General features: G+C 57.8%; 18 protein-coding genes. 10 read left to right on the top strand and 8 right to left on the bottom strand.

The features are described 5' to 3' along the window. Window positions 1-4: 4 nt before the first annotated feature. Genes ACW4LP_RS07225 through ACW4LP_RS07210 form a run of 4 tightly spaced genes read right to left on the bottom strand, consistent with a single transcriptional unit; the run spans window position 5 to window position 4585 of the window. Window positions 5-1750 carry an ABC transporter ATP-binding protein gene (locus ACW4LP_RS07225; protein WP_455803657.1) on the bottom strand — a complete coding sequence of 582 codons (1746 nt, stop codon included), beginning with the start codon at window positions 1748-1750 and terminating at the stop codon, window positions 5-7. Then, complete coding sequence (locus tag ACW4LP_RS07220; protein WP_455803656.1) at window positions 1747-3261, bottom strand: ABC transporter ATP-binding protein; 1515 nt, start codon at window positions 3259-3261, stop codon at window positions 1747-1749. Before ACW4LP_RS07220 ends, ACW4LP_RS07225 begins: the two co-directional genes overlap by 4 nt. A 5-nt stretch (window positions 3262-3266) precedes the next feature. Then, window positions 3267-4004: an energy-coupling factor transporter transmembrane component T gene (locus tag ACW4LP_RS07215; protein ID WP_455803655.1), complete on the bottom strand. Its 738-nt coding sequence runs from the start codon at window positions 4002-4004 to the stop codon at window positions 3267-3269. Then, on the bottom strand, window positions 4004-4585 hold the full coding sequence (locus ACW4LP_RS07210; protein WP_055194979.1) for an MptD family putative ECF transporter S component: 582 nt from the start codon (window positions 4583-4585) through the stop codon (window positions 4004-4006). Before ACW4LP_RS07210 ends, ACW4LP_RS07215 begins: the two co-directional genes overlap by 1 nt. 196 nt (window positions 4586-4781) lie before the next feature. Here ACW4LP_RS07210 and ACW4LP_RS07205 point away from each other — a divergent pair, with 196 nt between their 5' ends. Beyond that, window positions 4782-5774 (top strand): helix-turn-helix domain-containing protein, encoded by a 993-nt coding sequence (locus ACW4LP_RS07205; RefSeq protein ID WP_455803654.1) that lies wholly within the window; start codon window positions 4782-4784, stop codon window positions 5772-5774. A 60-nt stretch (window positions 5775-5834) separates the two neighbouring features. Here the strand turns inward: ACW4LP_RS07205 and ACW4LP_RS07200 are convergent, their stop codons facing one another. Together ACW4LP_RS07200 and ACW4LP_RS07195 are read right to left on the bottom strand one after the other, a co-directional pair. Next, a complete protein-coding gene (locus ACW4LP_RS07200; protein ID WP_455803653.1) occupies window positions 5835-6188 on the bottom strand; it encodes a TnpV protein in 354 nt (117 codons plus the stop codon). 26 nt (window positions 6189-6214) lie between these two features. Further along, on the bottom strand, window positions 6215-8095 hold the full coding sequence (locus ACW4LP_RS07195; protein ID WP_455803652.1) for a DUF4368 domain-containing protein: 1881 nt from the start codon (window positions 8093-8095) through the stop codon (window positions 6215-6217). A 531-nt stretch (window positions 8096-8626) separates the two neighbouring features. Here ACW4LP_RS07195 and ACW4LP_RS07190 point away from each other — a divergent pair. The 3 genes from ACW4LP_RS07190 (at window position 8627) to ACW4LP_RS07180 (ending at window position 12544) form a co-directional block, all read left to right on the top strand. Further along, window positions 8627-10447, top strand: coding sequence for a hypothetical protein (locus tag ACW4LP_RS07190; RefSeq protein ID WP_455803651.1), 1821 nt, complete (start codon window positions 8627-8629; stop codon window positions 10445-10447). Beyond that, a complete protein-coding gene (locus ACW4LP_RS07185) occupies window positions 10440-10865 on the top strand; it encodes a hypothetical protein (RefSeq protein WP_455803650.1) in 426 nt (141 codons plus the stop codon). The genes ACW4LP_RS07190 and ACW4LP_RS07185 overlap by 8 nt, the downstream gene beginning before the upstream one ends. Window positions 10866-11059: 194 nt before the next feature. Further along, window positions 11060-12544, top strand: coding sequence for a basic amino acid/polyamine antiporter (locus tag ACW4LP_RS07180; RefSeq protein WP_455803665.1), 1485 nt, complete (start codon window positions 11060-11062; stop codon window positions 12542-12544). Window positions 12545-12689: 145 nt separating this feature from the next. Here the strand turns inward: ACW4LP_RS07180 and ACW4LP_RS07175 are convergent, their stop codons facing one another. Continuing rightward, a complete protein-coding gene (locus ACW4LP_RS07175; protein ID WP_455803649.1) occupies window positions 12690-13628 on the bottom strand; it encodes a diacylglycerol/lipid kinase family protein in 939 nt (312 codons plus the stop codon). Between the two features lie 66 nt (window positions 13629-13694). Between ACW4LP_RS07175 and rnd the strand changes: the two genes are divergently transcribed. The 5 genes from rnd to ACW4LP_RS07150 all read left to right on the top strand — a co-directional run bounded on the left by rnd (window position 13695) and on the right by ACW4LP_RS07150 (window position 18869). Further along, window positions 13695-14843 carry a ribonuclease D gene (gene rnd, locus ACW4LP_RS07170; protein WP_022739851.1) on the top strand — a complete coding sequence of 383 codons (1149 nt, stop codon included), beginning with the start codon at window positions 13695-13697 and terminating at the stop codon, window positions 14841-14843. A gap of 105 nt (window positions 14844-14948) precedes the next feature. Further along, entirely contained in the window at window positions 14949-15614 is a 666-nt protein-coding gene (locus ACW4LP_RS07165) for a zinc metallopeptidase (RefSeq protein ID WP_114548382.1), read from the top strand. A 12-nt stretch (window positions 15615-15626) separates the two neighbouring features. Beyond that, the gene (gene xseA / locus ACW4LP_RS07160; protein ID WP_231699471.1) at window positions 15627-17078 is read left to right on the top strand and encodes an exodeoxyribonuclease VII large subunit; all 1452 of its coding nucleotides are present in this window, start codon (window positions 15627-15629) and stop codon (window positions 17076-17078) included. A gap of 50 nt (window positions 17079-17128) precedes the next feature. Continuing rightward, complete coding sequence (gene xseB / locus ACW4LP_RS07155) at window positions 17129-17395, top strand: exodeoxyribonuclease VII small subunit (RefSeq protein WP_022739854.1); 267 nt, start codon at window positions 17129-17131, stop codon at window positions 17393-17395. Between the two features lie 250 nt (window positions 17396-17645). After that, window positions 17646-18869: an acetate/propionate family kinase gene (locus tag ACW4LP_RS07150; protein WP_114548381.1), complete on the top strand. Its 1224-nt coding sequence runs from the start codon at window positions 17646-17648 to the stop codon at window positions 18867-18869. 241 nt (window positions 18870-19110) lie between these two features. On the opposite strand, the gene ACW4LP_RS07145 is transcribed toward ACW4LP_RS07150, so the two are convergent. Next, entirely contained in the window at window positions 19111-21069 is a 1959-nt protein-coding gene (locus tag ACW4LP_RS07145; RefSeq protein ID WP_157011559.1) for an FAD-binding protein, read from the bottom strand. A gap of 297 nt (window positions 21070-21366) precedes the next feature. Between ACW4LP_RS07145 and ACW4LP_RS07140 the strand changes: the two genes are divergently transcribed. After that, the gene (locus tag ACW4LP_RS07140) at window positions 21367-22824 is read left to right on the top strand and encodes a response regulator transcription factor (protein WP_227069504.1); all 1458 of its coding nucleotides are present in this window, start codon (window positions 21367-21369) and stop codon (window positions 22822-22824) included. Window positions 22825-22854: the final 30 nt, after the last annotated feature.

Genomic DNA, 22854 nt, shown 5'->3' with positions numbered 1-22854 from the left:
CCCCTTACATCTGGTCTTTCGCACCGATGTGCGCCTGCCACATATCCCGGTAGAGGGGGCAGGTTTCCAGCAGCTTCTCATGCGTACCCTGTGCGTGGATGGTTCCATCCTTCACCACAACGATGTTATCTGCGCCAACAATGGTAGACAGCCGGTGTGCGATCACAATCAGGGTCTTGCCGACAGTTAAAGCGGAAATGGCTTTCTGCACCAGCGCCTCATTCTCTGGGTCGATATAGGCAGTTGCCTCGTCCAAAATGACAACCGGCGCATTTTTCAGCATGGCGCGGGCGATGGCAATCCGCTGGCGCTCACCGCCGGAAAGATGGGAACCGGCGCTGCCGACAACCGTATCATAGCCATTATCCAGCTTGCGGATAAAGGCGTCGCAGCCGCTTTGTTTGGCTGCCTGCTCCACCTCTGCGTCCGTGGCACTGGGTCTTCCCATGCGGATATTCTCCCGGATACTGCGGTTAAACAGGTAGTTGTCCTGAGATACATAGGAAATCTGGTCTGCAATTTCAGACAGCGGCATATCCTTCAGCTCATGGCCGCCGAGGGTAATGCTGCCGGATGTAACATCCCAATACCCGGCAATCAGCTTTGCCACCGTAGACTTGCCGGAGCCGGACGGCCCTACAAGGGCGGTCATGGTTCCGGGGTGGATGGCGAGATTCACATCATGCAAAACCTCTGTTGTCCCGTCATAGGAAAACGACACAGACCTAAGAGAAATGCCGGTATCTTCCAGCTTGATCGGCGTTTCTTTATGGTTCAGTTCTTCGGCGTTCAGAAGCTGGCTGATTTCTTCCACATTTGTCCCCAGTACAGCCAAATCGTCCGTAAAGGTAAAGGCCGCAATAATCGGCCCAATCAGCCCCAGCGAGAAAATCACAATGGATAGGAAGGTGGAAAGCTCCAGACTGCCGGAGAGCCAGAATGCAAAACCGCAGGGCAGCACGCAAATCAGCACTGAGGGCAGGATGGCGTTGTAGGCGCTCATGGTTTTCTGGTTTTCCCGCATCCAGTCCACATAGTAGTTGGCGTTATAATTCACCGCGTCAGAATATTTTTTGTAGGAACCGGCGGATTGGCTGAACGCCTTTACCACCTCAATCCCGCCTATGTACTCTACAATGGCATTTGCCATCTGCTTGCCTGCCTTGACAGCACCCTCCCATTTGACGGGATAATTCTTCATACCAGCAGACATGACAGCAAGGCCCACCACCAGCGTAACAAGGGACAGGAGCGCCATGCGCCAGTCCAAAAGGAACAGGTACACGGCGATTACAAGCGGCACCAGCACATTTGCGGTCATTTCCGGGATCAGGTGTGCGAAGGTCGATTCCATGCCTTCAACCCGGTCAACAATCGTCGTTTTATACTGGCCGGACGGAGTATCTAAAATCGTCCCCATCGGGACGCGAGCCAGCTTTGCGGTGATATTCTCCCGCAGATCACGCAGCGTGTAATAGGTCGCTGTGTGGGAAATCGTTGTAGAAAGACAGGAAAACAGCACCTTCCCAAAGTAGCCGCACAATGCAATAATACCAGCGGTCACATAGCGGGAAAAATTCTGTTCCCCAGACAACATCATTGTGACAATATGCGCCACGCAGAAATAGGGCACCATCTGGCAGGCCACGCCTAATACCGCAAGGATAACACTGCCGATGAATTTTCCATGATAGGGCTTGCTCCATCCCCATAAGACGCCTATGGGCGACTCTTTCTTTTCCTCCTTCATTCTGTGGACACCTCCTTCTTCATATCACTCAGGAAAAACTTTAGCAGGCGTTTTCGGCCATCGCTGTCCTCTATGGAATAACTTTCCTGAATTTGCCCGTTTTCTAAGTGAAGGACATAATTGCAGCAGCGTAGAATAAATTCCGGGTCATGCGTTACCACAAGCGCAGTTCTTCCGGCATTCGCCACCTGATTAACAACATTGGCAACCTGCCTCATGTGAAACAGGTCAAGACCGCTGGTCGGTTCATCGAATAAAATCAAAGGGCGCTCCGAAGCAATCGCAGAGGCAACCGCCACGCGCTGCTTTTGGCCGCCGGACAGTCCCATCGGGTGGCAGTCCTCATAAGGCAGCAGGTCCATCTCCTGCAAGATTTCTCTTGCCCTCTGCTTATCCTCAGTTCTCATACTGAGCAGAATTTCATCCAGAACACTTTCGGTAAAGAGCTGGTGGTTTACATCCTGCATGACCATATAACAGAGTTTCAATCGTTCTTTTCTGGAATAGTTCTTGCTCTGATCCTGCACCGTTCCTTTGAAGTGCTTTTCCAACCCGCAGAGGCACCGGGCAAAGGTGGATTTTCCCGCACCATTATGTCCGATGATGGCCGTGGCGCTGCCGGATGAGAAAGAGGTTTCCGTTATATGCAAGGTTTCCGGCTCATGCTTATAGGCGAAGGACACATTCTTTATCGTCCAAACCGCCTCATTCATTCTCTGCGGCGTGCCTTCAACTTCTGAAAGCCCCGCAAGATCAAGAGGGCGCAATCCCATATCATCGCGCTGTCTTGCCGACAGGCCGCAAAATTCCGCTGCTGTATAATCACCTTCGATTTCTCCATCTTTTAGGTACAGGACACGGTCAAAGAGGCCGGACAGATAATACAGCCGGTGTTCAGAGATGATGATGGTCTTTCCCTGCGATTTCAAAGTAAAGAGAAGCTGCCGGAAATCAGCGATAGCGTATGCGTCAAGGTTGGATGATGGCTCATCAAGCACATAAATATCCGGGTCAATCGCCGCTGCCGATCCGCAGGCGATTTTTTGCTTTTCACCGCCGGACAAAGAAAAAATACTTCTATCAAGCAGCGGCTCCAACTTTAGCTGTGCAGCTACACGCTTTACACGGTCACGCACAAGATCTTCCGCTATGCCGTGATTCTCTGGTCCGAAAGCCAGTTCGCTGGTCGTGTCCACATTGAAAAACTGAGAACGCGGATTTTGAAATACAGAACCGACTTTCAGAGAAATATCAAACAGTGACAGGTCACGGGTATCCTTTCCATCCAGATAGACGGAGCCGGTATAAGTCCCCTCATGATAATGGGGGATCAAGCCGTTAAACAACCGGGTCATGGTTGTTTTCCCACAGCCGGAAGTCCCGCAGAGCAGGACAAAAGAACCGTCCTCAATAGTGCAGGAAATATGTTTCAAAGCGCCACCGGCCTGCCTCTCACTGTCGGGAAGGGTACTGGCAGGATAAGAAAAGGACACATCTTGACATTCAATCATTTCCTTCACCCCCTTGCGGCAAGCACATAGATTTGCGCTGCAAATGCTCCCAGACAGATCAGCAGGAAAATAACATCCTGCACATGAAAACCCAGCTTACAGATATTCGTCCGTTTTACCGGGCCTCCCAATCCCCGCGTAAGGGCTGCCTGGGACAGTTCCTCTCCGATTTTGACGGAGCAGATCATCATGGGGACAATCCGATACTCTAAAATCGCACCGACTTTTCCACCACCAAAGCGGACGCCACGCATCCGCATGGCGTCCCCAATAGCGCTCCATTCTTCCGCAACCGTGGGAAAGAAGCGAAACATCACAGACATAGGAATGGTGATCTGCTGCGGCAGGTGGAGCCGTTCCATCGCCGCAACAAATTCGCTGACCGTGGTTGTAGTTACCACGAAATATCCCATGACCACGCCGGGGGTGAACCTCAGCAGAATGCCAACAATGGCTACTGCAATGTAGTTTGCTACGCCAGCCAGTCGAGACAGACCGAACATTTCCAGGCACAGACTGCCTCCAAAAATCAGGATATAGAGAACAACACCTTTCCATTTTCTGGCTGCTGACAAAAGTAACAGAGGGATCGCCGCCAACACGATGATGTAATACTGCATGATACCTTCATACGAACCGCCTAAAATAAAGACAGCTATGGTAATCAGTACCGCCAGTTTTGTCCGGGGGTCTAATAAAATTCCGCTATTGTTTTTTTGACTTGCAAGAAGTTCGCGGCTCATTATACAATTCCCGCCCGCTCAAAGTGCTTTTTGAAAATCTTCCGTCCAATCAGACCGCCGACAAGACCGCTGACGAAAGCAGCAATAAGCAGTACCGGCAAAATCCAGTCGGGCATATAAGCCATGAGCGTGTCGGCATATTCCTGACCGTAGCCGGGGAGCAGGCTCTGGTAGTAAGCGTCACGCGTCACAACGATGGGAATAAACGCCCCGATTACCCACATGGAAAAAACGCCGTGGATCAGCACTTCACGCTTGGCGTTCTTGTAGTCACAGGCTTTCATCATAAAATCGGAAATCAGCCCGAAAATCAGCCCGGTAGGGATGCACCACCAGCCCATGCCGGTCAGCAACATAATGATACCGAGCAGCACCCCGCAGATGGTAAGCATACCGAATTTTTTGATTTTGGAGAAGAACAACATCATCGGAATACCGCCCACAAGCGGCACGACCACGCTGATAAGCGGAATGAAAATCGGGATAAAACCGATGGACGCCGCAGCGAAAATGACGATAAAATAAATCGCCGTGAAAATACCGATATTGATGAGATCCTTTCCTTGCAATTTGTTGTTCATTGCGAAACCTCCTAACATGATTGCTTTCTCGGTTAGACCTCGCTAACCAACTCTAATGGTAGCACATATTTCAATTATGTTTCTATGCACATATCAGTATTTTAGGCCCGTATAGCACGGAGTTTTTTCGTTTTGCCAGCATATCCATTGACCGTGAATTTTCTCGCGGGTATAATAATATCAACGATTTTGCGTGATGAAAGGGGCGAAGCAGTTGCGTGATATGATATACAGCATTTTAGAAAACAGCGATACTGTTTCTGATGTGACTTTGAAAAACAGTCCAAATAGCAGCACATTGCTTTTGGATCGGGCAGATGGCAAGGGACGCATGACATTCCATACGCTCTTTCCGGGGCTGACTTTGGCTTTTATTTTTGTAAATGCTCCCGTATGGCCGGAGTCGGATGAAAATTCAAATCTAAAGCCTTTGCTGATTAACTATTGCGTTTCAGGCAGAAGTGAATTGCTTCTGGATGACGGCTCCTACATTTACCTGAAGGAAAATGATTTTTGTGTCAGTGAACAGACCGCACAGAAAGAATATATCTTTCCTACGAAGCAGTATCAGGGGATAAAAATATATTTTGACCTGTCACTTCTTTTACAGTCCTGCGGTGAACTTTTGAAATCTTTTTCACTTGACATCCCTACGCTGGAAAAAAGTTATTGTGGCAACCATAAAACATATATCAACGAAGCGGACAGCGAGCTGGAAAATATATTTCAAAAACTCTGGCGGCTATCCGAAAGACCCTCTGCCTTCCATTTGCAAATCTATACTCTTGAACTTCTCCACCGGCTTCTTAACATGGAAATCCGGCCTCCGAAAACCTGCGGCTTCTACACGGAAACACAGGTTGAAATTGCAAAAAGGGCAGCACAAATCCTTTCCGATGATCTTCGCCAGCACATTCCTGTACGGCAGGTTGCAGAACGCTTTTCGGTCAGTGAAACCAGCCTGAAAAATTATTTTAGAGGCGTATATGGACAGAATATATCCACCTGGCTGCGGGAAATCCGTATGAACGAAGCCGCAAGGCTTCTTTCGGACACAAAGCGTCCGATTGCCGAAATATCCGAACAGATTGGCTACTCTAATCAGGGAAAATTTGCAGCCGTGTTCAAAAAGCAGTTTGGTCTTTCTCCGCTGGAATACAGGCGGTCAAAGAATTTGGAAAACAGGTAAGGCTAAAGCCGGGATTTACCGCTTGTCAGCGAAATCCCGGCCTTACTTATGCTTAAAAGTTCATGCGTAAATTAATTCTTGAAAAATAACTTCCTCCACCTGTGCTTTCAGCGTGTTCATCAGCCCCACCCAACGCATAGGGTCACAGGCTTTCAGTTCCTCCGTGACACCCGCACCTTCCATCATGTGAGGCAACATGGTGTCCACACGCTCCTGCGCTGTCCGGTCAATCTCTATCAGGTGCGGATACAGCTTCTCGCTCATCAGCAGATGGTTGTAGAGAATGGGGCGATGTTCCTTTAGGTAGGATTTTCGCATTCTGCCGTACTTGCCGATAGAAGTTTCCGGCTGTTCAGAAAGTTTTAGGTTGGGTATATCATAATCTCCACAACGAATGTAAGTCAACTTACTCATATTCATTCTCCTTTGCTTCGTGATGATTAGACTGCTGCGCTGGCTGCTATGCTGCCTTTGCGCGGTTCTTCTTTCGGCAGCTGACCGACAGTAGAAAAAACACCTTTTTTCATATCCTCAGCCCGGATCAGGGCTTTCTTAGCGTCCATTTCCGCTTTTTTCTTCGCCTTGATTTTGTCCTCATACTGTTTCTGTGCGCCGCTGGCTTTCCGCTTCAAATAATTCTGATGAAGCCTGTCCTTGCGTTCTTCTTTTTTCTGCAGTTCTTCCTGTTCCTCCGGGGTTAAAGGAACTGGCTGTAAGGATGGTGGGATATAGCGCCCTAAAAAATTGAAGTAGATTTCAATTTCCTGCGTGGTGTCCTGGCTGCCTTTTCGGGCGCGTTCGTGGACAAGGATTTTCTCTACAAACTCGTTGAGCATGGTGTTTGTCAGAGTGTCAAAATTCTCATACTTATCAATTAGGGCTATAAATTTCTCTGCGGATTTCTGGCTCTGCTCATAGCCGGTAACAGCCTTTTCCAGCTCTGCAATTTCAATCTCAAGTGCGTCCTGCTCTTTGGCATACTGTGCATCAAGCGCCTTATATCGTGCATCCGGCAGCTTGCCGAGGGCGTTGTCCTCATAGATTTTGCAAATCAGTTTTTCCAGTTCTCCGGCTCTCTTTTGGGCAGCAGCCAGACGCCTGCGCTTTTTCGATATATCGGCACTCTGTTGAGCAACCTGCGTCTCCTGAACAGTGTGAATAAATTCCGTCCGGTCATTTCTCGAATATTCAGCGATAGCCCGGAGCGTGTCGGAAACCAATGTCAGGACAGCACTCTCATTGATACGGTGTTGTGTAGGGCATAGTGTCCCACACGGAACTTTGGTATAATTGGAACAGGTATATTGAGAAACCCGCTTGCCATTGTTGGTGCGGTGGACATACATCTTGCCGCCGCAATCGGCACAATAGAGCAAACCTGTGAGGGGAGCCGCTTCGCCCCAGCCGTTTGGATAACGCCGTACATTGCTGCGGATTTTCTGCGCCAAATCAAAGGTCTGCTGGTCGATAATGGCTTCATGGGTATTCTCAAAGATCGTCCATTCATCCTCAGAAACATAGTGGCTTTTCTTGTCCTTAAAGTGCTTGCGGGTCTTGAAATTGATGGTATGCCCTAAATACTCTCGTTTTTTCAAAATGTTCACGATGGTAGATGATCCCCATCCATAGGGGTCTTTGACCGGCTTTGAACGGTTCACACCTTCGTTGAATCGGGCAAGGTGTACGACAGGAATTTCAATCCGGTCTGCGGACAACTTGCAAGCGATCTGATAAGGCCCATATCCCTCCAGCGTGAGGGAAAAGATACGGCGTACCACTTCGGCGGCTTCCTCATCTACCAGCCAATGTTCCCGCTTTTCGTCCCATAAGTAGCCGTAAATCACAGTGCCGGTCAGGTGCTTGCCACTCATGCCTTTTGACTTAAACACAGATCGGATTTTCCGGCTGGTATCACGGGCGTAAAATTCATTCATGATGTTGCGGAACGGGGTAAAATCGTCATCGCCTTTCAGACTGTCTACACCGTCATTGATGGCGATCAGCCGAACACCACGCTGCCGCAAAACCTCCATGACCTGACCGACCTTCAGATAGTCACGCCCCAACCGGCTCATGTCCTTGATGACGATTGCCTCTACACGCCCTGCCTCCACTTCCTCCATCATCGCCAAAAATCCGGGGCGGTCAAAACGGGTTCCTGAGATACCATCATCGGTAAAGTGCGTAGGGTTGGGCAGCCCATTCCGGCGGGCAAAATCCTCTAACATCTGTTTTTGGTTGGATATGGAGTTGCTCTCGCCCTGTAACTCATCGTCCCGGCTCAGGCGCTCGTACAGTGGGGTAATTTTTTCATTTCTCATGGCTGTACCTCCTGAAACAAAAATGCTCTAAGTGATTGCTTCACTAACCATGACAAAATCATGATTAAGAAGTCACTTAGAGCATATATCACCTTGCGCGAGGTGGTTGAGGTGGTATCGAAGGGATCAATATGCGGCCGACCGCAAATCCAGTTAAGTCGTTAGGTTGCAGGAACGTAATGTTTTAAAGCTGCGGTGGACGTACTGCGCACCGATTGCTGACCGCATGGTCAGACCTTGTATCGAGTGCTGTGAGTCTATAGGTGGGTTATCCTGGTTTTTGTCTTTGTCTCAGGTAGCTGGAAGGCAACGCTCCTGTAATGACTAGCAATGAATGGCATTCCTGATCAGAGATTAAGGTTGCCATATGAACCAACCGGAGAAAGCGAAGGCGACGTGGCAATTCACTGAGGCATGCAACAACTTATGACTACTTTCATAGAAATACAGCAGGAGTTTGGGAGATGCTGTCGGGCTAACGATGGCATGTCCTGTATATTTACTCGAACTTTAAATGATGGCACAAGAAAGATGATTGCTAATCGGCTCAACCAATATGCGGCACAGCTTGATTGGAATAGAGTTATCGGTCTCGTCGACGTATCAAAGAGGCACGATGCGACTGCGGGCATTCTAGTGTGCGACACAAAAGCTTATTTCTACGGCGGTCGCAATAAACCTCAGAAGGTCTGGTACGACGAGGTTAGTAGAATCGCGATATTGAGAACTGAGGAAGGATTCGACTACGGGGTAAAATTTGAGCTCGATAGCAACGCCGATTATTTGTGGAAATGCGACGTCGTAGACTGCGAGGCCATCACAAAGCTCATCAAAAGTATCAAGAGGATCAACCGTGCCGCGGCAGAGGAATACAGCCGAGTCAATCTGGAGTACGAGAACGAAGCTGCTGGAATAGAAGTAGGCGGCCTGACCGTCGGGAGCAGGGGCGTCGTCAATAAGGTGTACGACGAAGAGAGGTTCCATGCTCGGCAAGGCCACGGATTCGCCGCGGAAAGAGCAAACAATCTAGAGGACCGCCTGCATGGCAAGAAAGCTACCATCGAGGGCGATAACAACGTCAAGAACGGCCCTGATAGGGCGATCCACCAGCCGGACGGGGCAAAGGTTCTAATCCAATCGAAGTACTGCGCGACCGGAAGAACGAGCATAAACGGCTGCTTCGAGAACGGCGGCAGCGGCGAGTTCCGCTACTTCGACAGCAACGGAAAGCCCATGGTCATCGAGGTGGCCTCCGACACCATCGAAGATGCGCGCAAGGCGATGGCCGGCAAAATCGAAAACGGGCAGGTCAAAGGAGTCACGGATCCTGAGAAGGCCAAGGAGATAGTGCAGCCGGGACACTTCACCTACCAGCAAGCGAAGAACATCGCCAAAGCCGGGAACCTGGACTCCATCATCTATGACGCGAAGTCCGGAGCCGTCATCTCCCTCTCGGCCTTCGGGGTAAGCGCCTCCATAACCTTGGCCATTAGCATATGGAATGGCGAGGAGCCGACCGTTGCATTGAAGAACGCTGCATTCAGCGGAATCAAGATAGGCGGTACGACGCTGGTCACGACCGTCCTGGCAAGCCAGATCGCTAAGTCCAGCATCAGCGGCGCGATGACCCCCAGCTTTCAGGCGTTGGCGAAGACCCTGAGCCCCAAGGCCTACGCAGCGCTGGCGAACGCCTTCAGGAGCGGAACCACGCTTACGGGAGGGGCTGCGATCAACAGCGCCGCCAAATTGCTGAAGGGCAACGCTATCACGGCTGTGGTGACCACCGCGGTGCTGACGTCGTTCGACGTCAAGGACATAGTGCTCGGCAGGATCTCCGGGGCGCAGCTGGCGGTCAACTTCGCCAAGACGACCACAACGGTTGTCGGGGGCACGGCGGGATGGCTCGGCGGATCGACCGTGGGCACGATGGTGCTTCCCGGCGTCGGCACGGTCGTGGGCGGTCTTGTGGGTTCTCTGGTTGCTGGCGGTGGGCTTGGCGTGCTAATCGACAAGGCTACCGGCAAGTTCTTCGACTCAGATACCGACAGGATGATCAGGTTGATACAGGCAGCCTTCCGGGACGTAAGCGAGGAGTACCTCCTGAGCCAAGACGAGGCCGAGAAGATATCGGACAAGCTTGTGGCTAAGATTAACGAGAAGGCATTGAAGAAGATGCATTCAAGCAAGGACAGGTACTGGCATGCGAGAGGTATCATCGAGCCACTTGCGAACGAGCAGGTAAAAATACGCCCGCGCATCGCGGCGCCCAGCGAGGATTTAATGGAGGAAAGCATCGATTCCGTGGTCATGGACATCGCTTTGGAGTTGGGAGGTAGTGGTTTAGATGAATGACGAGAAAGAAGTAGCACAAAAGCTCGAGGAGGCCTTGAGGCGCTACGGGGCTGACTACGGGTTCGTCGTTACCGACAAGTCCGTGAGGAAGCTGATTGACGGCAGTGCTTATGCAACCGTTGAGGTGAAGGACTGTACGCCGAAGAAGCTTGCCGAGGCATTCATGGAAGTCGGCAAGGTCATTGAACAGTCGGATGATGGGATGGAATGCGTGGCAGTAGTTGGTGCTGGTGTGGCCAACATGAACATCGCGTTGGTTGTGACAAAAATGGGCAAAGACAAGGTCGAGTTTGCGGCTACTGCAAATGAAGGACTAATTAAGCAAAATACTGCAAAACACGCGATTGATCGAGTCGAGAAACGCCTTTTATTGGTTAGTCCTCGCGAAGTGCGAGTTGCAGCTATTTCTAATTGGTGAGCATCTGCTACGTTTGAGTTTGAGTTTCGAGCAATATGAGCTGAAGTTTTCGCAGATGGCATGTTATGCCGCTCTGATTTTGTAACGCCGCCCTTACGTGGAAAAGTTGTGGAAGCGAAATAACCTCACCTGGGGTATCATTGTTCTCAATGTTCCCCTACCGAGGAGTTGGTCTTTCCATGAGCACAGAATCAATGACCACGACAGGGGCCGCCGTGCCCCAGGCCGCAGCGGACGGGGTGACCAACCCCAAGGGCATCGGCTTGTTTCGAATGGTCACCACGGTCATCACGCTCATCGTCGGCGCGGGCGTGTTCTCGCTGTCGGGCGATGCGGCGGCCGGCGGCGCGAGCGGCTGGGCGATACTGACCGCCTGGGGCATTTCCGCCATCGGCGTGTTCTGCCTCGTTATGACGTTCTTCGCGCTTTCCCGGGTTAAGCCCGACCTCAAGGGCGGCATCTACACCTACGCCGCCACGGGATTCGGCGACTTCCTCGGCTTCAACAGTGCCTGGGGCTACTGGATCTCGGCCCTTCTGTGCACGGTCAGCTTCTCGGCGCTTCTGTTCGGCGCGCTGTCGTACTTCTTCCCGATCTTCGGTAACGGCACGAACCTCTACGCCGTCATCGGAGCCTCCTGCATCATCTGGTTCTACGCCTTCCTTGTGAGCCGCGGCATCAGCGAGGTGACCCTCATCAACGCGGTCATCACCATCTCGAAGTTCGTGCCCCTGCTCATCGGCATCATCGCCATCATCTTCATCGGCGCCTTCAAGCCCGACATCTTCATCGCGAACCTCACCACTGGAGCCGACCCGTCGCTGGCCTTCGTCGACCAGGTACAGACGGCCATGATGGTGACCATCTGGGTGTTCATCGGCATCGAGGGTGCGGTGGCCATCTCCGGCCGCGCCAAGAAGGCGAAGGACGTGGGCAAGGCCACCATCATCGCGTTCATCTGCGTGCTGACGCTGTACCTGACGGTGTCCATCCTCTCCATGGGCGTCATGCCGCTCTCCGAGCTGGCCAACCTCGAGAATCCGGCTCTGGCCTACGTGATGCAGGCCGCCGTGGGCGATTGGGGCGCCGTGCTGATCAACTTTGCCGTGTCGCTCTCGCTCATCGGCGCCATGCTCGGCTATACGGTGCTCGCCAGCGAGTCACCCTTCGAGGCCGCCGAGGAGGGCGTGTTCATTAGGGCTTTCGCCAAGACCAACGACAAGGGCGCGCCAGTGGTTACCCTCGTCGTGACGAACATCATCATCGAGCTGTTCCTCATCACCTGGCTGTTCACCGATTCCACCTACCAGTTCTTCTACACGCTGTCCGCCGGTATGATCCTTCTGCCGTACCTGCTTTCGGCCGCCTACTTCGCGAAGGTGGCCTTCAAAGAGCCCGACGCGTTCAAGGGGCGTCTTAACGGCCCCATCCTGATGTGGCGCATCCTGGGCTGCGTGGGCGTCGTCTACAGCCTGTTTCTGTCCTGGGCCGCGGGCGTGCTCGGCGTCATCCTCATGTGCCTGCTGTACGTGCCCGGCATCCTCATGTACATCTGGGGCAAGAGGGAACGCGGCGAGAAGTACTTCCAGAGCACGCTGGACAAGGTGGTGCTTGTCATCATCGTCGCGGCGGCCTGCCTGTCCATCTACCTGTTGGTGACGACGCCCGGCCTCGTGTAGCGACGCTTCGGTCGAAACGAGAAAGCGGCCCTGGCATTGCGCCGGGGCCGCTTTTTTCATGGAAGGGGCGGGTGGTGGATCCGTGGAAGGGAAGGAGCGAGCCGGGGGCCCTTGGGCGAGCGTGCTGGCCTCGTCGTGCGCGTCCCTAGTCAAGATTAAGCGGCGAGGCGCTCTCCTCGCCGAAGAGCTTCAGGCACTCCTCGCTCACGACGAAGCGCGCCGCCTCGGGCAGCATGCGCACGGTGAACGGGGTCATGGTGCCGGTGACCTCGCCGTCGTACTGCACCGCCAGCGGCGGATCGGCGACGACGGTGCACTCCCGACAGCGGAACACCTCCATGGCGTCGGGGCGGCTCGGGAACTCGCCGGCACGGTCGAGCATGCAGCTCAAGATCGCGGGGATAAGCCCCACGGCGTCGTGGGTGTTCATGACCACGATGTCGAACATGCCGTCGCGCGGCAGGTTCTCGTGGACGAGCGAGATGTCGAACTGCAGCTTCGAGAAGTTGATGGCGAGCACCCCCACGCCCTGGGTCTCGACGGTCTTCCCGTCGATGGTGAGCGTGATGCGGGAGAACTGCGGCGCGAAGTTGGCGAAGGCCGCCGTGAAGTAGGCCATGGGGCCCAGAAGGCGCTTGGAGGGCTCCGCGCCCTCCATGATGGCGGCGTCGTAGCCGGCTCCCGCGATCATGGAGAATCCGAAGCGCTCGCCATTGGAGAGCTCGATCTCCCCGATGTCGAAATCCATGAGGCGCTGCTCGCGCATGAGATGGGCGAGCGCGTGGGGCTCGGCCGGCGAGGCGAGGTTCATGGCGAGCAGATTCGCGGTGCCAGCGGGGAAGGGGAGCAGCGGGATGCCCGTCTCGGCCAAAAGGTAGGCCACCGAGGCCACCGTGCCGTCGCCGCCGGCGGCTACCACGGCGTCGAAATTCTCGGCGTCGCGCAGAAAATCGGCGAGGTCGGTGTTACCGTCGGTGCAGCGCACGCAAATCTCGTCGCCGTCGGACGCAAAGGCGCGCATGAAGTCGTAAATGGCCCCGTCGCGGAAGCCGGAGGCCAGGTTGTTCACGATGAGGAGTTTCACATAAATCCTTTCCCTTGCTATTATAGGATGGTACTACAACCTCATCTCTTACAGACAAGGACCGTCGTGGAATACATTGCAAGCCAAGAAAACCTGGAGGCCTTCGTGCGCAGAGCGGCCTCGTCGTCGGTCTTGGCCATTGATACGGAGTTTCTGCGCGAGAAGACCTACTATGCGAACCTCTGCCTCATTCAGCTGGCTACGGATGCGGAAGTGGCCGTCGTGGATCCCTTCGCCATCGAGGACATGAAGGTGCTCGCCCCGCTGCTTACCGACTCTTCCATCGTGAAGCTCTTCCACGCCGGAGGCCAGGATTTGGAGATCCTCTATCGCGAGCTGGGCGTTTTGCCTGCGCCCCTGTTCGATACCCAGGTGGCGGCCACTCTTTTGGGCCACACCCAGCAGATCGGCTACGGGCCTTTGGTGCACAGCCTGTGCGGCGTGAACTTGAAGAAGAGCGACTCGTTCACCGACTGGTCGCGCCGGCCCCTTTCCACCTCCCAGCTGGAATACGCTGCCGACGACGTGATCTATCTGCCGAAGATGTACCGCATCATGGTGGAGAAGTTGGAGGCGAAGGGGCGTCTGCACTGGCTCGACAACGACTTCGCCGCCATGAGCGACCCGGCTCATTACGAGAGCGACCCCTTCGAGCGCTACAAGCGGCTCAAGCGCGTGGGCCAGCTTACGCGCCGGCAGCTCTCGGCGGCGCGGGAGGTGGCGTGCTGGCGCGAGGTGACGGCTCAGGAGCGCGATATGCCGCGCAAGTGGGTGCTCACCGACGAGCAGATCGTCGAGGCCTGCCGTCGCGAGTCCCGCACCATCGACGATTTGTTCCTGATCCGCGGCGTGCGCGAGAAGCTGAACACTCGGGACGCCCGGGCCGTGGCCACCGTGCTCGTCCGGGGTCTCGATGCCGCGCCCGATACGTGGCCCGAGCTGGACAAGTCGCCGAAGAGCGAGCGCAACGTCGATGCCGAGCTCGATCTCATGGAGGCGCTCGTGCGGCTGCGCGCCAAGGAGAACGACATCGCCATGCAGACGCTGGCCTCCCGGACGGAGCTCGCCCGCGTCGCCCGGGGCTACACCGCCGATGTCGATGTGCTGCGCGGCTGGCGCCGCGCCATGGTGGGGGACGAGCTGCTGGAGCTTCTCGCCGGCCGGCTCGCCCTGTCCCTCGGCCCCGAAGGACTCGTGGTGACGCCGCGTTCCTGAGGCGGTTACGTATCTTTCACGCTTTCGGCGCCTCCCGGGCGACCGGGGCGCTCCCATGCCTATAATTGACTGCCAAAAATGCAAGGCATACGCAAGGAGAACCCTATGATTTCCAGCAGTTACCTCATGCTCATCGTCGCGACGCTCGTCATCGGCATGGGCGCCCAGTGGTACGTGAACCACAAACTGAAGACCTATTCCCATGTGGCGAACTCCACGGGGCTGACCGGCGCCGAGGCGGCGCGCCAGATGCTTTCCTACTACGGCATCTCGAATGTGCAGGTCTTCCGCGGCGGCCCGGGCCAGGACTACTTCGACCCGCGCAGCAACTCGGTGACGCTCTCGCCCGAGGCCTTCGACGGGCGCACCATCACCGCCACGGCCACGGCCTGCCATGAGGTGGGCCATGCCTGCCAGTACGCCCAGGACTACACGCCCATGAAGATCCGCGGGGCCATCGTGCCGGCGGTGAACCTGGCCTCGAACGCCTGGATCTTCCTGCTCATGGCCGGCATCGTCCTGAACATCGCCGGTCTTACCACCGCGGCCATCATCATGTACGCGGTGGTGGTGCTCTTCCAGCTGGTGACCCTGCCCGTCGAGTTCAACGCCTCCCAGCGCGCCATGGTCTACATGGGCCAGATCGGCCTGCCCGCCCAGGAGCGCAAGGGCGCCTTCGACGTTCTGCGCGCCTGCGCCTTCACCTATCTGGCCGCCGCCCTCACCTCCATTCTGCAGCTTCTGTGGCTGCTCGGCCAGCGCCAGGAGTAAACGGAGCCTGCTGTGGCGGTGGAAGAGCGCGAGACGACAACGGAAGAGGAGGTCGCCCCGGCGCTGTCGGTGTCGGCGGCCATGGGCCTGGCCAAAAACGCCCTGGAAGAGGTCGTGGTGCGCCTGGTGGGCGAGGTCTCCGAGGTGAACGACAAGCCCGGCTACAAGGCCGTGTACTTCACCGTGAAGGACGAGAAGGCCTCGCTTCCGTGCATGATGTGGATGAACCGCTACCAGGCCTCGGGCGTGGCGCTTTCCGTCGGCGCCCTGGTGGAGCTCACCGGGCGCTTCTCGCTGTACGCGGCCAAGGGGCGCATGAACTTCGACGTGTTCTCGGTGTCGTTGGCCGGCGAAGGACAGCTGCGGCTGCAGGTGGCCAACTTGGCGCGGGAGCTCGAGGCCATGGGACTGATGGATCCGGCCCGCAAGCGTCCTTTGCCCGCCTATCCCGAGGCCATAGGGCTCGTCACCTCGCCGCGCGGCGCCGCCGTCCACGACGTGCTGCGAACCCTGCGCAGGCGCTATCCTCTGGCCCGCATCCTGTTCGCCGGCGTTCCCGTGGAGGGCCCCGGGGCGGCCGACGGGCTCGTGGACGGTCTGGCCAAGGTGGTCTTTGCCGGCGCTGAGGTGGTGCTCCTCGTGCGCGGCGGCGGATCCTTCGAGGATCTCATGCCCTTCAACGACCGTCGGCTGGCGCGCACCATTGCCGCCTGTCCCGTGCCCGTGGTGACGGGCATCGGGCATGAGCCGGACACCTCCATCGCCGATATGGTGGCCGACGTGCGGGCCTCGACGCCCACGGCGGCCGCTGAGGCCGTGGCGCCGGCTCAGGGCGAGATCGCCGCCCGCATCCAGGGGCTCGGCGCCGCCATGGGCCATGCCGAGAGCCGTCGTTTGGACGCGCTGTCGATCAAGATGGAACGGGTGGCTTCCCTGCCGCTGTTCCGCGAGCCGACGCGCCTGTTCGACGGCGAGGCGCTGGCCTTGGACGACCTGTCCGACCGCCTCGGCCGCGCGCTGCCGGAGGCGCTGCGCGAGGATCGCCACAGACTGGGGCTTATCGGCGAGGCGCTGGGCCGCATGCTGCCCGGGCTGCTCTCGGCGCCCAGAGGAGCGGTGGGCGCCGCTGCAGGGCGCCTCGGCTACCTCGGCGAGCACTTCGGCGAGCGCTCCCGTCAGCAGCTCGATGGGGCCCGGGGGCGCCTGATGCGCGCCGGCGCGGCGATGACCGACCCCTATCGCGCGTCGGTGGCCGTGAGCGCGGCGCGCCTGCACGATCTGTCGCCTCTGGCCATCATCGGCCGCGGTTACGCCATGGCCAAGGGGGAGGACGGCCGAGTGGTGAGCTCGGTGGACGGCGTCGCGGCGGGGGAGCGCCTCGTGGTGACCCTCTCCGACGGTGAGCTGGACTGCACGGTGAACGACGTCCGCCGCATCCACAGCGCCGTCGAGGCCTGGGGCTGACGATACGCGCAGCGACGAGTGATACACGCAACGATGAGAAAGGAAGCGCCATGAGCGATGCCGCGAACCTTGACGAGAAGAAGCCGGTGGAAGAGCTGACCTTCCGCGAGGCCTTGAGCGAGCTGGAGTCCATCGTCTCCGTGCTGGAGAGCAATACGCTGGAACTGGAGGAGTCCCTCGCCGCCTACGAGCGCGGCGTGGTGCTCTTGGGCTCGCTGCAGAAGCGCTTGGGCGCCGCCGAGCAGCAGGTGGAGGTGCTCATGGGCGAGCTGGTGGCCGCCCCCGACGACGAGACCCAGGACACGACCCTCTCCTAGAACGGTGACGGCGCGACAGATTCCGTAGGGGCAGACCTTGGTCTGCCCATTCGACCGGAATGATGTCTTCAGTTGGAAGGGGCGACCAAGGTCGCCCCCTACGGGGAGCCGCCTCCGCAATTCAACGGAAAAGATGACGGGACGTCAATCGGTGAGCGGCGCTCCGCTTGCCGATAAGGACGCGAGCAGGTGCGACGCGCCCTGCGTGCACTCCTAAAATAGGGGAAACTATTGATTAGGAGGTAAGTCATTGAACGTCCTCGTCCTCAACGCCGGTTCTTCCTCTCTGAAGTACCAGCTCATCAATGTTGAAACCCATGAAGTGCTCGCCAAGGGCATCTGCGAGCGTGTCGGTTCCGCCGAGGCCTTCCACAAGCACGGCATCGACGAGAATGAGGTGGTCATCGACACGCCCATGCCCGATCACAACGCCGCCATGGCCCTCGTGTTGGAGGCGCTGACGAGCGGCCCCACCAAGGCCATCGACTCTCTGGACGACATCGACGCCGTGGGGCACCGCGTAGTGCAGGGCGGCAAGTACTTCGATCGCTCCGTGCTCATCGATGACGATGTCGTCGCCAAGATCGACGAACTGGCAGAGCTCGCTCCTCTGCACAACAAGGCCGCGCTCATGGGCATCGAGGCCTGCCGCGAGCAGATGCCCGGCAAGCCCATGGTGGCCGTCTTCGACACCTCGTTCTTCCAGACCATTCCGCCGAAGGCCTACATGTACCCGTTGCCCTACGAGCTGTACGAGAAGCACGCCATCCGCAAGTACGGCGCCCACGGCACCTCGCATCGCTACATTGCCGAGCGCGCGGCCGCCTTCATGGACGAGCCCTTGGAGGATCTGAAGCTCATCACCTGCCATCTGGGCAACGGCTGCTCCATCTCCGCCATCGACCACGGCGTGGCCGTTGACACCTCCATGGGTCTCACGCCTCTCGATGGCCTTATGATGGGCACCCGCTGCGGCGCCATCGACCCGGCCATCGTCCCCTTCATCATGGAGAAGGAGAACCTCACGGCGGCCGAGGTGAACGACCTCATGAACAAGAAGAGCGGGCTTTTGGGCATCTCTGGCATCTCCAACGACCTGCGCAGCGTGCGCCAGGCCTCCGAGGAGGGCGACGAGCGCGCCCAGCTCGCCTACGACATGTACTCGAACTCCGCGAAGAAATACATCGGCCAGTACATCGCCGTCATGGGCGGCGTCGATGCCATCGTGCTCACGGCCGGCGTGGGCGAGAACTGCGACAAGATGCGCCGCATGATCTTCGCGGGTCTGCAGCCGCTCGGCATCAAGATCGACTTGGAGAAGAACCGAGCCGGTCTGCGCGGCGAGCGCGAGATCTCCACGGACGATTCCGAGGTGCGCATCGTCATCATCCCCACCGATGAGGAGTACATGATCGCCCGCGACACCTATCAGCTGGTGAAGGAGGGTACGCTCGAGATCACGGAGCTGGTCTAGGCACCTGAGGCTCAGATATAAGCTAGCCCCGGATTGACGGTTGTTCTATCAACATCGTCGATCCGGGGCTTCTTTTCTTCCAAATTAGGCCGTTTTGGGAAAATGTCAGCCCCGAATCGACGGTTCTGATGAAACAACCGTCGATTCGGGGCTAGAAAACGAAATCGAGGCCCGCTTTGAGCCTCGATTTCGTGGGGAGGGGTGCGGGGCGCTTGATGGTGCCCCTATCGCATCAGGCGAGCTACTTCACCTGGGCGAGTGCGTTGTTCACGGCGTCCTTCAGGGCCGTGGAGGAAACGGTAGCGCCGGCAACGGCGTCGACCTCGGTGGACTGGGCCTCGATGATCCGGGCCGGCAGGGCCTCGAGAGCCAAGCTGCCCACACCGGCGGTCTCCTGCTGCTGCACGATGTCGATGGCGGCGATCTTGTCGCCCTCCATCTTCACCTTCACGGCAAGCTCGTTGCCCATGCACAGGGTGGAGGTGCCGAGATACTCGTTCTCGCCGAGCTTTGCGGAAGCGGCCGGATCGGGATCGACCTCGTGGCTGCCGCTGCCCTGGGTATAGACGATCTCGGAGGCCACGCCCATGGGGAGCACCGGCAGCGGATCCTTCTCGGCCGCCGCGCCCACGCCGGCCAGCTGGCCGAAGATGAGGCACTCGGCCATGTTGCCGCCGCCGTTGTACTGGTACGGGGTCATGCCGCCGAACTCGCCGGCGGAGTAGAGGTGCGGAATGGGCTCGCCGTCGGTGCCCACGACTTCGGCGCGGGCGTTGCGGCGGGCGCCGCCCTGGGTGTTCAGGAAGGCCTGGATCATCTCGATGGCGTAGAAGGGGCCCTCGCCGAAGGCGCGCATGGTCTCGGCGGCGCGGAAGAAGGCCGGGTCGTAGCCATCGTTGGCCATCTTATTGAAGTCGGTCACGGTCTGCTCCAGCTTGCCGGCCGGGATGCCGAGCGCGGCCTCAAGCTCCGCGATGGTGGCGGCGGAGACGACCTGATCCTCAAAGCCGGCCGGGATGCCGTGGTACTCGGCAATGGCCTCGTTCTGGGCGGCGTCCCACACCATGTAGGTGTTGCGCGGGCGCTTCACGTTCACCCAGTCGCCGTTGCTCGGCACGTGTCCGTGGCGGTTGTACACGTCCTCGCGCAGGTAACGCTCGCCGCCGTTGCCCACGACGATGACGCTGCCGGAGAGGTTGCGCAGGTCGTTGAACGTCTTGGCGTGCTGATCCTCGTTCACCACGAAGGAGATGCCGCCGAGCGCGAAGCAGTTGCCCTCATAGGCCTCCATGTGCCACAGATCGGCGCCGACGCCCATGGCCATCTTCACGCCGTCGCCGGTGTTGAACAGGGTGCCGGCCGGCGTGCTCTTGGTGAGGCCCAGGAAGTCCTCGACCATCTGCTTGTTGTTCTCGAAGCCGCCCATGGTCATGACGACGCCGTTCTTGGCGCGGATGTTCACGGTCTCGCCGGCCTTGTCGATCTCCACGCCGATGACGGCGCGGCTGACCGGATCCTGGAAGAGCTTCGTGGCCGGGGACATGTACCACACGTCGATGTTGTCGCTCATGGACATGACCTTGTTGCGGTAGGTCTTCCACAGAGCGGAGTTGCACACGTTGTCGCTCACGGTCAGCACGTGCAGGGCATCGCCACCCTCGAGCTCGGGATACTCGGGGACGAACATGGCGATCATCGGCTGGGCGGAGGAGTCCTCCTTCCAATCGAGGAAGTTCTCCTCGGGGACGCCGAAGAAGTCGCGCAGCATGGTCTTCGTCTGGGTGAGGCCCTCGGCGTAGGCGTCCATGAGCTCGTCGTCGACGGCGAAATCGCCGGCCATGGCCTTGTTGTAGGCGAGCATGGCCTCCTTGTCGTCGGAGTTCAGGATGATCTGGCCGCAGAAGCGCGTGTTGCCGCCCTCCATGCCCTGAGGGGCCTTATCGATGAGCAACACCTTCGCGCCGGCGTCGGCGGCGTAGCAGGCGGACACGGCACCGGCACCGCCGAAGCCGATGACGACGACGTCGTACTCGCCGTCCCAAGCGATGGTGTCGGCGAAGGTGGTTCCCCCGTTGCCCGTGTTGGCCATGGCCTTATCGGCCGGGGTCTGCGGCGCGCAGCCGGCAAGGCCGAGGCCGGCGACGGCGGCCATGCCGACACCAGCGCTGGTGATGAACTGTCGGCGGGTGTATTTTCCCATTTTCCACTCCCTTGTGGTCGGTGTCTTCGCGCCGGGTTGATGTCTGGCGAAGACGTCGCGTGACGCATTCGCTCCGGCGCTCCGGGGATCGCGGTGTCCCCGATCACACTGGTCACTTTAGCGTCGGCGCTGAGGTTAGCGTGAGAGATAACCTGTAGGTTAGCGGTGGTGGAACTTGCTAACCCACCTTGCTAACCCACCTTTCTGGAAATGAGGAAAGGTTGCCATTTTTGCTGCTGGCGCTCATCTGCTATTTGTGGTTTCATGGGGGATAGCAAAAAAGAGGAGGGGTAAGCGATGAAACGTCTGTGGAATACGATCGCGGGGCTGCGCCTCGGGTTCGAGGAGCATTTCAGGGGCGCTGGATCCATTAGCTTGTTCGTGGGCCTGGCCTGCAACTTGGCCTTCGTGGGTCAGGTGTACTTCTGGCCGTCTATGTGGCACACTACGGCGTTTATGTTCTCCTATACTGATGCCTCCTATGTCGCCGAGCTCCTCTGCGCGCTTATGCTTGGTTGGAGGTTGCGACGGGGGGGACGGCTCGTCGTGGGCAGTCGATTGCTTTGGGTTCTGGCCCTGCTCGTGCAGGCGACCTTGGTGCTGTACTGCGCGCTGTTCGGGGCGGGCATCCACGTGCCCGAGCCTGTCAACTGGGTTTGCGGCGCTATCTTCGGCGTCTATCTGCCCGTGGCCATGACCTCGTGGTTCGCCGTGCATATCGATCGGCGCTCCTTTTCGGTGATTTGGAATATCGTGCTGGCGGGCGTGTTCGCCTCCTTCGTCATCTGGGTGTTCTCGGGCCTGGAGGCGGTGAAGCTGTGCGTGTGCATGGGAGTGCTCATGTTCGTGGGGACGTTCGTGCTCTCTCGCAAGCTGCGCTCGGAGCAGGCCAAGGAGGAAGACGACGCGGCTGTGCCCGCGGCTGTGCCCGCGGCCGTGCCGGCGGATGCCTTCCGCTACCCGGCCTCGGCGACGTTTCTGTTCAGCTTCTCCTTCATCACGGCCATCGCCTTTGCCGGTATCGGGGGCGACAGCGCTTCTTATGCTTCGGGGGATTTCTTCGCTCCGATGCTGCTCATCTGCGCCGTGGTGCTCTTGGCAAATGCGGCGGTCCTCCCGCTGACGACCATCGCTGTGCCCGCTATCATCGTGGCCGTCATAGCCGCCTCCTATCTTCACCTCGAGCCTGCGCTTTCCTTTGATCTGGCGGCGCTTGGCATGTTCCTTTTCCTCGCCTATGCCGTCGTGCTCCTGTGCGCCAGCGCGCAGGGGACTCGGCGGCACACTCTTGCGGCCTTCACGGGCCTTATGGTGGCCTTCGCCGCCGGATGCCTCGTCGGCCGCCTGGGCATGGCGCTCTGCTTCGCGCTCGTCGAGCAATTCGCGTCGAACATCATGGTTCTGCTGTCTATTCTGGCTGCCAACGCCGCCATGATCATCCTCGTGAGACGGGGCGTCACGCCGATTCGTTCGGCGGAGCTTTTCGAGGGCGAGCAGGCGACGGGAGATCTCGATGCGGCCCGTCGCGCCAAAGTGGATCGCGTGGCCGCCGCCTGCGGTTTGGGCGAGCGCGAGAAGGAGGTGCTCACGCTGCTCTTAGAGGGGTGCTCGGCCAGCGAGGTGGCCTCTGCCATGGTCGTGGCCAACGGCACGGCGAAGTCGCACATCCGCCACGTCTACAAGAAGCTCGGCGTCCACAGCCGCGACGAACTCTTCGAGAAACTCGGCATCGAGAGAGAAGAGAAAAAAGGGTAGAGAGGAGAAATCCGCCCAATCCCAGAAGAG

The sequence above is a fragment of the Adlercreutzia sp. CNCM I-6215 genome (assembly GCF_977072315.1).
The sequence above is the reverse complement of the archived record's forward strand: the minus strand, read 5'-3'. Positions and strand labels throughout refer to the sequence as shown.